At 67.9% G+C, this 10,884-nt stretch carries 11 protein-coding genes; 8 read left to right on the forward strand and 3 right to left on the reverse strand.

What is annotated here, in order from left to right:
• The first annotated feature begins 161 nt into the window (after positions 1-161).
• The 3 genes from mmsA to DW307_RS05290 all read left to right on the forward strand — a co-directional run bounded on the left by mmsA (position 162) and on the right by DW307_RS05290 (position 4,248).
• On the forward strand, positions 162-1,703 hold the full coding sequence (gene mmsA, locus DW307_RS05280) for a multiple monosaccharide ABC transporter ATP-binding protein (protein ID WP_021199882.1): 1,542 nt from the start codon (positions 162-164) through the stop codon (positions 1,701-1,703).
• Positions 1,700-3,070, forward strand: coding sequence for a multiple monosaccharide ABC transporter permease (gene mmsB / locus DW307_RS05285; protein WP_021199881.1), 1,371 nt, complete (start codon positions 1,700-1,702; stop codon positions 3,068-3,070). The genes mmsA and mmsB overlap by 4 nt, the downstream gene beginning before the upstream one ends.
• Positions 3,071-3,132: 62 nt before the next feature.
• A complete protein-coding gene (locus DW307_RS05290) occupies positions 3,133-4,248 on the forward strand; it encodes a substrate-binding domain-containing protein (protein ID WP_045262879.1) in 1,116 nt (371 codons plus the stop codon).
• A 97-nt stretch (positions 4,249-4,345) separates the two neighbouring features.
• On the opposite strand, the gene DW307_RS05295 is transcribed toward DW307_RS05290, so the two are convergent.
• Positions 4,346-5,203, reverse strand: a complete 858-nt coding sequence (locus DW307_RS05295; protein ID WP_136024218.1) for a MurR/RpiR family transcriptional regulator — start codon at positions 5,201-5,203, stop codon at positions 4,346-4,348.
• A gap of 109 nt (positions 5,204-5,312) precedes the next feature.
• Between DW307_RS05295 and DW307_RS05300 the strand changes: the two genes are divergently transcribed.
• The 4 genes from DW307_RS05300 (at position 5,313) to DW307_RS05315 (ending at position 8,553) form a co-directional block, all read left to right on the forward strand.
• The gene (locus DW307_RS05300) at positions 5,313-6,206 is read left to right on the forward strand and encodes an N-acetylglucosamine kinase (RefSeq protein WP_029259631.1); all 894 of its coding nucleotides are present in this window, start codon (positions 5,313-5,315) and stop codon (positions 6,204-6,206) included.
• Positions 6,196-7,131, forward strand: coding sequence for an N-acetylmuramic acid 6-phosphate etherase (murQ, locus tag DW307_RS05305; protein WP_029259632.1), 936 nt, complete (start codon positions 6,196-6,198; stop codon positions 7,129-7,131). Before DW307_RS05300 ends, murQ begins: the two co-directional genes overlap by 11 nt.
• Positions 7,132-7,319: 188 nt before the next feature.
• On the forward strand, positions 7,320-7,856 hold the full coding sequence (locus tag DW307_RS05310; protein ID WP_029259633.1) for a hypothetical protein: 537 nt from the start codon (positions 7,320-7,322) through the stop codon (positions 7,854-7,856).
• A gap of 31 nt (positions 7,857-7,887) precedes the next feature.
• On the forward strand, positions 7,888-8,553 hold the full coding sequence (locus DW307_RS05315; protein WP_136024219.1) for an SDR family oxidoreductase: 666 nt from the start codon (positions 7,888-7,890) through the stop codon (positions 8,551-8,553).
• Positions 8,554-8,595: 42 nt separating this feature from the next.
• Here the strand turns inward: DW307_RS05315 and DW307_RS05320 are convergent, their stop codons facing one another.
• Together DW307_RS05320 and DW307_RS05325 are read right to left on the reverse strand one after the other, a co-directional pair.
• Complete coding sequence (locus DW307_RS05320) at positions 8,596-8,919, reverse strand: DMT family transporter (protein WP_029259635.1); 324 nt, start codon at positions 8,917-8,919, stop codon at positions 8,596-8,598.
• Complete coding sequence (locus DW307_RS05325) at positions 8,916-9,284, reverse strand: DMT family transporter (protein ID WP_029259636.1); 369 nt, start codon at positions 9,282-9,284, stop codon at positions 8,916-8,918. Before DW307_RS05325 ends, DW307_RS05320 begins: the two co-directional genes overlap by 4 nt.
• Before the next feature lie 205 nt (positions 9,285-9,489).
• On the opposite strand from DW307_RS05325, the gene DW307_RS05330 reads away from it, so the two are divergent.
• Positions 9,490-10,884: HNH endonuclease signature motif containing protein (locus tag DW307_RS05330; protein ID WP_240750505.1), on the forward strand; the 1,395-nt coding region annotated here is incomplete at its 3' end.

Below are 10,884 nucleotides of genomic sequence, written 5' to 3' on the forward strand. Positions count from 1 at the left end.
TAGCGCCGGCAGCAACAGTGTCACGGTCCGGATTCGAATTGCCGGTGCCGACTTGACACCGGTCCCACGGAAGACGACGATATACCGATGTGAACGGTCACATCGAAGGTGACCGCACGTCGCGAGGAAGATCCGTGAGCACCACAGCAACGTTGCCTACCGTGTCAGGCCCCATCCTGGAGATGCGCAGCATCACCAAGGAGTTCCCTGGGGTCAAGGCGTTGGCCGACGTCTCCATCACCGTCCGCGCCGGCGAGATCCACGCGATCTGCGGGGAGAACGGCGCCGGGAAGTCGACCCTGATGAAGGTTCTGTCCGGGGTCTACCCCTACGGAACCTACGACGGCGAGATCCTGCTCTACGGTGAGGAGCAGCGGTTCAGGGACATCGCGGCCAGCGAGCAGGCGGGTATCGCGATCATCCACCAGGAGCTCGCGCTCATCCCCGAACTCTCGGTCACCGAGAACATCTTCCTCGGCAACGAGATCCAGCGCGGCGGACGCATCGACTGGACGGCTCAGAAGGAGCGGGCCATCGAGCTCCTCGCCCGCGTCGGGCTGAGCGAAGACCCCGACGTGCCGATCAAGACCCTCGGCGTCGGCAAGCAGCAGCTCATCGAGATCGCCAAGGCGCTGAACAAGGACGTCAAGCTGCTCATCCTCGACGAGCCGACCGCTGCCCTCAACGAGAACGACTCGCAGCACCTGCTCGACCTGATCCTGGGGCTGAAGGCCAAGGGCATCGCGTCGATCATGATCAGCCACAAGCTCAACGAGATCGAGCAGATCGCCGACGAGATCACGATCATCCGAGACGGCCGCACGGTCGAGACGCTCGACATCTCACGCGGAGAGATCAACGAGGATCGCATCATCCGCGGCATGGTCGGTCGTTCGCTCGAGAGCCGCTACCCGGATCGCACCCCCGAGATCGGCGAGGTGTTCTTCGAGGTCAAGGACTGGTGGGTGCAGCACCCGACCGTGCCGGAGCGCATGGTCGTGAAGGGCTCGAACATCAACGTGCGCCGCGGCGAGGTCGTCGGCATCGCCGGTCTCATGGGCGCGGGTCGCACCGAGTTCGCGATGAGCATCTTCGGGCGCTCCTACGGCACCTTCCTCTCCGGCACCCTGATCAAGGACGGCCAGGAGGTCGCCCTGCACGACGTCGCCTCGGCGATCAAGCACGGGCTCGCGTACGTCAGCGAGGACCGCAAGGTGCTCGGACTCAACCTGCTCGACACGATCAAGCGGTCCATCGTCGCGGCGAAGCTCTCGAAGATCGCGCACAACGGCGTCGTCGACTCCCGTGAGGAGTTCTCGGTGGCTGAGCGCTATCGCAAGGCGCTTCGCATCAAGACGCCCTCCGTCGAAGAGGGTGTCGGCAAGCTGTCCGGTGGGAACCAGCAGAAGGTCGTGCTGGCGAAGTGGATGTTCACCGACCCCGACCTGCTCATCCTCGACGAGCCCACGCGTGGCATCGACGTCGGTGCGAAGTACGAGATCTACGCGATCATCAACGAACTCGCGGCTCAGGGCAAGGGCGTCATCGTCATCTCCAGCGAGCTCCCCGAACTCCTCGGCATCTCCGACCGCATCTACACCGTCTTCGAAGGTCGGGTCACCGACTGCATCCCGGCCGACCAGGCGACACCTGAGGACCTCATGCGCAGCATGACCTCCGCGACCCAGAAAGCATCCGCATGACCACCGACACCACCGCAACGAAGCGCGGCTTCCACTTCAAGGACATCACGAAGATGTTCGGGGGAGGGCAGTCGACCCTCCGTCAGTTCGGCATCCTCGGCAGCCTGGTCGTGATCCTGGTCGTCTTCCAGGTGCTGACGTGGATCTTCAAGGGCACCGGACTGACGCTGTCCTCCGGCAACCTGATCAACGTCGTCAACCAGTACTCGTACATCCTGATCCTGGCCATCGGCATGGTGATGGTCATCATCATGGGTCACATCGACCTCTCCGTCGGATCCGTCGCCGCGTTCACGGGCATCGTCGTGGCCAAGGCCATGCAGGACTGGAACCTCCCCTGGCCGTTGGGCATCCTCCTCGGTCTCGGTGTCGGCGTGCTGGTCGGTGCCTGGCAGGGATTCTGGGTCGCCTACGTCGGGGTGCCGGCGTTCATCGTGACGCTGGCCGGCATGCTGTTCTTCCGAGGCGCGAATCAGGCGGTGGGCGACTCGCTGTCGATTCCGGTGCCGCAGGGCTTCAAGGTCATCGGCGCGGGATACCTTCCCGAGCTGTCGTTCATCCCGGTGCCCTTCAACGTCTTCACCATGCTCCTCGCTCTCGCCGGCGTCGCGTGGATCGTGTTCTGGGAGATCCGCACCCGTCGCATCCAGCACAAGATGGGCGCAGACATGGCGCCGCTCTGGGTGAGCGTCACCAAGGTCGTGCTCATCTCGGTCGTGATCCTCGTCGCCGGTTGGCTGTTCGCCACCGGGCGCGAGGGCACCAGCTTCCCGATCTCGGGCATCATCCTGCTGGCCCTCGTCATCCTCTACTCGTTCATCACGAACAACACCGTCTTCGGTCGCCACATCTACGCGGTCGGCGGCAACCGGCAGGCCGCGCGACTGTCGGGTGTGAAGGACCGCTGGGTCGACTTCTTCGTGATGATGAACATGTCCGTGCTCGCCTCGTTGGCCGGCATGATCTACGTCGCCAGGGCGACGGCCTCCGGCCCGCAGGACGGCAACGGCTGGGAGCTGGATGCCATCGCCGCCGTCTTCATCGGTGGCGCAGCCGTCTCCGGTGGAATCGGAACCGTGATCGGGTCGATCATCGGTGGTCTCGTGATGGCGTTCCTCAACAACGGCCTCGCCCTCCTGGGCGCCGGTGCCGACGTGGTGTCGATGATCAAGGGCCTCGTGCTGCTGTTCGCCGTCGGTGTCGACGTCTGGAACAAGCAGCAGGGCCGCCCGTCGATCATCGGATTCCTCACGCGTCGCTTCGGGCGCAAGCAGGATCCGGCGACCGACACGTTCGATCCGACCAAGACGAACTACCCCACCAGCCAGAAGTACGAAGCCCCCGCCGTCGAAGAGACGCGCGGATAGTAGGGGCCCAGGCGCGTACCGCACGCGCACCTGGACCTTCACACACCAGAGAAAGAGATCACATGAAGAAGATTCTTCTGTCGGCGACAGCGCTTGTCGTCGCGGGCGCCTTCGCCCTCACCGGCTGCTCCTCGGAGCGCGGTGGAACCGGATCGGGAGCGGGGGAGGAGACCGCCAAGGGCTTCGCCGCCGACGCCACGATCGGTGTCGCCCTTCCGGACAAGACCTCGGAGAACTGGGTCCTCGCCGGTCAGCTGTTCACGGACGGCCTGAAGAAGGCCGGATTCAAGCCGGACGTGCAGTACGCACCGGCCAGCAACACGGTCGCCGAGCAGCAGAACCAGATCCAGGCGATGGTCACCGGTGGCGCCAAGGTCATCATCATCGGCGCGAAGGACGGTAAGCAGCTCGCCACGCAGGTCGAGGCCGCCCGTGACGCCGGCGTCACCGTCATCGCCTACGACCGTCTTATCGAGAACACCGAAGCCGTCGACTACTACGTCGCGTTCGACAACTTCAAGGTCGGTCAGCTGCAGGGTCAGGCTCTGCTCGACGGGCTCGCCGAGCGCGCGGGTCACGAGGCTCCGTACAACATCGAGCTGTTCTCGGGTTCGCCCGATGACGCGAACTCGGCCGTGTTCTTCAATGGTGCGATGGACGTGCTGCAGCCGAAGATCGACGACGGCACGCTCAAGGTCGTCTCGGGTCAGACCGAGATCGCCCAGACGGCGACCGAGGGCTGGAAGGCGGAGAACGCTCAGCGCCGCATGGACTCGATCCTGACGTCGACGTACAGCTCCGAGACGCTCGACGGCGTCCTGTCTCCGAACGACACCCTCGCTCGCGCCATCATCACCTCGGTGCAGGGTGCGGGCAAGCCGGTCCCGGTGGTCACGGGTCAGGACTCCGAGGTCGAGTCGGTCAAATCGATCATGGAGGGTGTGCAGTACTCCACGATCAACAAGGACACCACGCTCCTCGTCGAGCAGTCGATCAAGATGGTCGGCCAGCTCCAGAAGGGCGAGAAGGTCGATGTCAACGACACCGAGCAGTACGACAACGGCGTGAAGGTCGTTCCGGCCTACCTGCTCGACCCGATCATCGTCACCAAGGAGAACGCGGCAGAGGCCTACGCCAACGTCCCGAGCCTCCTCGAGATCGTGAAGTCGTACCAGTAACACGCATCACCCCCGCGACGCGATCGTCGCGGCACGGCGAGCCGTCCTTCCCTTCGGGGTGGGGCGGCTCGCTTCGTTCGGTGCCGGCCGTGGTTCCTCAGCCGCGGAGGGCGCGGGTGGCCTGGCCCGTGCGCTCCAGAGCATCGACGGTCTCGGTGTATCGACGCTTCGCGACGCCGATGAACAGGCAGTCCACGAGCGTGAGCTGGGCGATGCGGCTCACCATGGCACCGGCGCGGAAGGTCGATTCGCGCACCTCGGTGAAGAGCGGGTGATCGGCCGCACGCGCGAGGGGGGAATCCTTGGCCGAGGTGACAGCAATCGTGGCGGCGCCGCTGGTGCGTGCCGTCTCCAGGAAGCGCACGGTCTCGAGTGTCGAGCCCGAGTGCGAGAAGCCGATCGCGACGGTCAGGGCGGTGGGGAGCACCGAGACGGCCACGGCTTCGTGCGGGTCTGCCGGCATGTGCGCGTTCCGACCGACGCGCAGGAGCTTGTGGGTGAGATCCTCGGCCACGAAGCGACTGGCGCCGAGTCCGTAGAGGAGGATCCGGTCGGCGCGGTCGATCACGTCGACGGCCGCCTCGAGCACGGCGAAGTCGAGTCGGGCGACGGTCTCCTCGATCGCCAGGAGCTCGAGAGCTGCGACCTTCGACACCGCCTCCTGCAGGGTGTCGTCGTCGGAGATCTCCGATCCGTAGGCTCCACGTGCCGAGAACTGCGCCGCCTCCTTGCCGAGCTCGGCGGCCAGGGCCATGCGCAGCGGCGCGTAGCCGCTGAAGCCGATGGCGCGGCAGAAGCGCACGACCGACGCGACCGAGGTCTCGCATTCCGCGGCCAGCTCGTTGATCGTGTTGTCGATCACGACCGAGGGGTTCTCCCGGACGACCAGCGCGATGCGGGCGAGCGACGGCGTGAGCGTGGAAGCCGCGGCTTCGATCGTCGACTGGATGCTCATCGGTCCTCCATCGTGCGGTGCCGCCGGTGCGGTGAAAATTCTTTTTGCAGAGTCTACTTCGCATGTAGTCTCTTTTCACAGCCTTTTTCCGCCGATCCGAGGAGAGCCGATGAGCGTGCAGAAGAGCGCCTCCGTCGATCTCGGCAAGTCGCGGTGTCGTGTCCTGGTCTCCGACGCCGAGGGCCGGATCGAACGTGACGGTGTCGGCGCTCCCGGCCTGGCCGCAGCAGGCGGGGTGGCCAGCGCGTTCGACGCCATCCTCCCGCTCCTGGCGGGGGAGCGACTCGACCGGATCGGCGTCGGTGCCGCGGGAGCCTGGATGGCACCGGATGCGGCGCAGGGGCTGTCCTCTCGGCTCGCCGCCGAGACCGGTGCCGCAGTCGCTGTCGCCTCCGACGTGGTCACCGCCCACGCAGGTGCGCTCGACGGGGCCGGGGGAGTGCTCCTCATCGCGGGCACCGGAGCGGTGGCGCTCGGCATCGACGCCGATGACGCACGGCTCGTCGACGGCTGGGGGCCGGAACTCGGCGACTTCGGCAGCGGTTCGTGGCTCGGGCGCGAAGCGCTGCGTGCGGTGCTGCGCGCCGACGACGGGTTGGCGCCGGGCACAGTGCTCACCGAGGCCATCGCCGAGCCCGTCGGCGCGGTCACCGACATCCAGGCCTGGCTCGCGGGCGGCGGTCCGCTCCCTCGGCGCCTCGCGACGCTCGCCCCGCTCGTCCTCGACGCCGCGCAGTCGGGCGACGTCGTCGCCGGCGCGATCGTCACCGAGGGGATCCGACTGCTCACGGCGACGGCGTCCGCCGCGTCCGCGCTCACGGCCGACGTCGTGCTCCATGGCGGACTCACCGCGCATTCGTGGTTCCGCGAGTGCCTCACCTCCTCCCTGCAGGCTGCCGGGCGTCGGGTCGTCCCCGCGCGCGGTGACGCCCTCGACGGTGCGCTGCTGCTCGCACGCCGCACCGACCTCCCCCACGAAAGGTTCGTCCACCGTGCCGAATGACGATTCCCGCCTCGCCGCCCTCCTCTCCGTGCTCGACCGCCTCGACACCGAGGCCTCGACGACCGAGCGCGGCGACCTCGACCTGCTCGGCACCGCTGAGCTCGTCCGGCGCATGAACGCCGAGGACCGGCGGGTGCCCGAGGCCGTCGCCGAGCACGCCGAGGAGATCGCGGCCGCCGTCGACGGCATCACCGCGCGGTTCCGGCGCGGGGGGCGCCTCATCTACATCGGCGCCGGCACGGCAGGCCGTATCGGCGTGCTCGACGCGAGCGAGTGCCCGCCGACCTTCGGCACCGATCCCTCGATGGTGGTCGGTCTGATCGCCGGCGGAGAGACCGCGATCCGCTCGGCCGTGGAGAACGCCGAAGACGACGACACCGCCGCGGAGGCTTCGCTGCGGAGGCTCGCACTCTCGGAGAGCGACACGGTGGTCGGCATCTCGGCATCCGGCCGCACCCCCTATGTCGTGGGAGGGCTGACCTACGCGCGCAGCGTCGGCGCCTTCACGGTCGCGATCGCCTCGAACGCCGATTCCGAGATCGGTGCGGCCGCCGAGATCGCGATCGAGGTCGTCACCGGTCCCGAGTTCATCTCCGGATCCACTCGGCTCAAGTCGGGCACCGCGCAGAAGCTCGTCGTCAACATGCTCACCACGCTGTCGATGATCAACCTCGGCAAGACGTATCGAGGGGTGATGGTCGACCTGCTGGCCACGAACGAGAAGCTCCACGCCCGCTCCATCCGCACGGTGTCGCAGCTCGCCGGCGTCGACACCGATCAGGCGGCTGGGGCGCTGCAGGCGGCGGACGGCTCGGTCAAGCTCGCACTCCTCATGCTCGCCGCCGACGCGACGCCCGAGGATGCGGCATCCGCCCTCGACGAGGCCGACGGCATCCTTCGCGACGCGATCGCGGCACTCGCCTGATCTTCATACGCACCTGATCTCGGCACGCACCTGCGTCTCGGGCGCTGGGCGCGGTGCTGATTCCGGACGCCGCGTGCGGCATTGATTCCGGCTGCCGCGTGCGGCGTTGATTCAGGCTGCCGCGTGCGGCGTTGATTCCGGACGCCGGGCGCGGCCCCGGGGCGCTCCGACGTCAATAGGATTCGGGTGTGGATGATCTCGTTCCGGCGGCGCCCTGGTTGCTCGTCGGTGCGGCCGTCGTCGCGGCGGTGGCCTCGCTGATCGCGGGGCGCGCCGTGCCGTGGCAGGGCCGGCAGGCCGTGCTGGTCATGGCGGTCGCGATGCTCGTGACCGCGCTCGCCGGAGATGCCCCGATGGTCGGTCTGGGGCTGGGGGTCGTGCTGCTGCTCTCCGCCATGCTCGGCACGGTGGGGGTGCGCGGAACCTCGGCTGCCGGCGAGTGCTTCCGCCGTGCGCTCATCGCCCTGCTCCTCGCCGTCTGCGCGTTCGAGAGTGCGGTGACAGGCGAGGCTCCAGAGGCCGGTGCGGGGGCGCACGGAGGTCACGGAGGTCTCTCGGGGCTGCTGTCGGTCGTGATCGTCGCCGGAGTGATCGGCGTGGTGCTGTGGACCGTCGTGGCGGACTGGTTCGTCGAGCCCGTCCATCACGGGCGCACCGCGCGAATGGTCGCGACCGAATCGTGGGCGCTGGCCGCCGGGGTCGCCCTGATGTGCCTGGCGACGTGAGGGGAGTTCCGGGTTCCGATAGCGTGGCGACATGCCTCTCGCTCTGATCACCGGTGCCGCCCGTGCCGACAGCATCGCCGCCGGCATCGTCCCTCGACTGCGCGCCGCCGGATGGACCGTCGTCACCAGCGACCTGCACGATGCCGACCACCCGGCCGACCTCTCGACGCACGAGGGACCGGAGGCGCTGATCGCCGAGGTCACCGCCGCGCACGGACCGATCACCGCCCTCATCCTGAGCCACGCGCACGACATGGAGTCGGGCATCCTCGACACGACCGCCGAGAGCTTCGACCTGCACGTCGCCGTGAACGCGCGGGCGACTCTGCTGCTGATCGCCGCGTTCGCGCGGCAGATCGGCGACGATGGGGGAGTGATCCTCGCGCTCACCAGCGACCACGTCACCGGCAACCTCCCGTACGGCGCATCCAAGGGTGCCCTCGACCGCCTCGTGATCTCTGCGGCGCGCGAGCTCGGTCCGCGCGGGATCTCGGCGAACGTGCTGAACCCCGGCCCCATCGACACCGGCTGGATGGACGACGAGACGCGCACGGGTCTGGCCGGGATGACGCCCCTCGGGCGCCTCGGGCAGCCGGCGGACGTGGCTGCGGTGGTGGAGTTCCTCGTGTCGGACGAGGGGCGCTGGATCTCCGGGCAACTGCTGAAGTCCGACGGCGCGTTCTCGGCGCAGTACTGAATCCGTTCGGGGCGCTCGATCAGTCGGCGGCGCTGGCGATCGTCAGTGCCCGCCGCCGAACTCGATCATCCCCACACCGACGGCGATGAGCGCGACGCCGACGGCCATCATGCTCGAGAAATGGTCTTTGAAGATCACCCGTCCCAGCACGGCGGTCAGTGCGACGCCGGCGGCGGCCCAGATTCCGTAGGCGACGCCCACCGGCATTCCCATCGCCAGGATCGTGCCGAGCAGTGTGAATGCCGCGAGGTAGCCGACGACGATCACGGGGATCCAACGGCGACGTCGCAGCCCCTCGGATGCGCGCAGACTCAACGTCGCGGTGACCTCGCTGGCGATCGCGAGGGAGAGGAGCAGCCAGGTCATGGGGTGATCTCCGTCGTCTCGCGCGTGTGAGAACCGAGTTCGACGAGCAGCACGCCGACCACGATCACGCCGACGCCGATGATCTGCACCGGCCCCAGCAGTTCGCCGAACAGCACGGTGCCGAGCACAGCGGTCAGCACGACTCCGATCGCCGACCAGATGCCGTACGCGACCCCGACGGCCATGCCGCGATCGAGCACCACCGACAGCAGCCACAGTGAGCCGGAGTAGCCCAGAACCACGACGATCAGCCAGAGCGGATGCGTGAATCCCTCTGCCGCACGAAGCGAGAGGGTCGCGGTGACCTCCAGCGCGATCGCGAGCAGCAGGGGCGGCCATGCCGAACGGCGAGGGCGATCTGTCATCGGGGGCCTTTCGTGGAGGGTCCGAGGGGGAGAACGCGAGGGCGGCGTGCAGGATTCCCGGCGCGTGTGGAATCGATGGCGGTCGAGAGCGGGACGGGAGCGAGCTGTCGACGTCGGACAGGAGAGGGATCGTGTCACCGCTGATATGCCGGCATGGATTCGAATATAGCTTCGAATGTCGGTGGTGGTCGCGGTAAAATCGAGTATGTCGAATTTGACCGCGTTGCACGAGGCGATGTCTCGCTTGGATGAGGTGTGGGCGGGTGTGGGGGATTCGGGGGAGTTGTCGCGGGAGCAGTTGATTGCGGTGAGTGCGTCGATCGGGGTGTTGCGGCGTCGGTTGGATGCGGTGCATGTGTCGGTGGCGGCGTGTATCTCTCGGGAGTCGCGTGCGGAGTTGGGTGCGGAGAGTCTGGCGAAGCAGCAGGGTTTTCGTAGTCCGGCGACGTTGATCGCGGCCGCGACGGGGGTGTCGAGGGGTGAGGCGTCGCGTCTTGTCAGGGTGGGTGAGGCGACGGCGCCGCGGAGTGATCTTCTGGGGGTGCGTCTGCCGGCGAGGTATCCGTTGGTGAGTGCGGCGTTGGATGCGGGGGTGCTGGGGGCTCCGGCGGCGGCGGTGATCATCGCGGCGCTGGATCGGTGCCGGGTTGTGGCGGGGGTGGAGCGCGTCGCTGAGGGGGAGCGGATGCTGGTGGAGAAGGCGGCAGGGCTCGCGCTCGATGGTGTGCGCACGCTCGTGGTGCGGGTGGAGGCGTGGCTTGACCCGGATGGGGTGGAGCCGCGTGAGGAAGAGCGCCGTGGCAGGCGGGCGTTGTCGCTGTTCGAGCGGGACGGGATGGTGCATCTGAACGCGGTTCTCGATGTGGAGACCGCGGCGCCGGTGGTGACGGCGATCCGGGGGTTCGTGACGGCGGTGTTCGCCGCGCGGAAGGATGCTCCCGATGCGGGCGCTCCTGATGGGGATCGGCGGACGGTGCCGATGATCCAGGCAGATGCTCTTTCGGTGTTCTGCGCGCATGTGCTCGGGTGTGAGCGGCGGGTTCCGGTGGCGGGTGCGACGGTGATCGTGCGGGTGGGTCTCGATGATCTGGAGGCCGGGACCGGGTCGGCGACCGTGGATGGTGTGGATCAGCCGGTCAGTGTCGGGGCGGCGCGGCGGATGGCGGCCGGGGGCGGCGTGATCCCCTGTGTCCTCGGTGGGGACAGTGAGGTGCTCGATTGGGGGCGGGAGAAACGGTTGTTCACCCGGGCGCAACGGCTGGCGTTGGTGGAGCGTGACGGGGGATGCGCGATGTGCGGATTGCCGCCGGAGATGACGAGGGCGCATCACATCCGCTGGTGGACACGCGATCGCGGGCCGACCGATCTCTCCAACGGGGTGCTGCTGTGTGAGACGTGTCACCATCGCATCCACGACAACGGGTGGGAGATCCGCATCGACGCTCCCGGAACCGGAACCGGAACCAGAACCGGGAGCGGGACCGGGACCGGAACCGGGAGTGGGACCGGGACCGGAGCCGGGAGTGGGAGTGGAGCGCGGGTGTGGTTCATTCCGCCGCGATACGTCGACCCTGCGCGAACCCCGAGGCTCGGCGGGCGC

Origin of the sequence: Microbacterium sp. K27, from assembly GCF_004794435.1 — a bacterium.
Lineage (GTDB): Bacteria > Actinomycetota > Actinomycetes > Actinomycetales > Microbacteriaceae > Microbacterium > Microbacterium maritypicum_A.

Bases quoted from the DNA above. Each gene is read 5' to 3' on its own strand.
- DW307_RS05295 (WP_136024218.1), bottom strand. From the start codon at position 5,203: ATGAGCATCCAGTCGACGATCGAAGCCGCGGCTTCCACGCTCACGCCG.
- DW307_RS05290 (WP_045262879.1), top strand. From the start codon at position 3,133: ATGAAGAAGATTCTTCTGTCGGCGACAGCGCTTGTCGTCGCGGGCGCC.
- DW307_RS05320 (WP_029259635.1), bottom strand. From the start codon at position 8,919: ATGACCTGGCTGCTCCTCTCCCTCGCGATCGCCAGCGAGGTCACCGCG.
- DW307_RS05325 (WP_029259636.1), bottom strand. From the start codon at position 9,284: ATGACAGATCGCCCTCGCCGTTCGGCATGGCCGCCCCTGCTGCTCGCG.
- mmsB (WP_021199881.1), top strand. From the start codon at position 1,700: ATGACCACCGACACCACCGCAACGAAGCGCGGCTTCCACTTCAAGGAC.
- DW307_RS05300 (WP_029259631.1), top strand. From the start codon at position 5,313: ATGAGCGTGCAGAAGAGCGCCTCCGTCGATCTCGGCAAGTCGCGGTGT.
- DW307_RS05315 (WP_136024219.1), top strand. From the start codon at position 7,888: ATGCCTCTCGCTCTGATCACCGGTGCCGCCCGTGCCGACAGCATCGCC.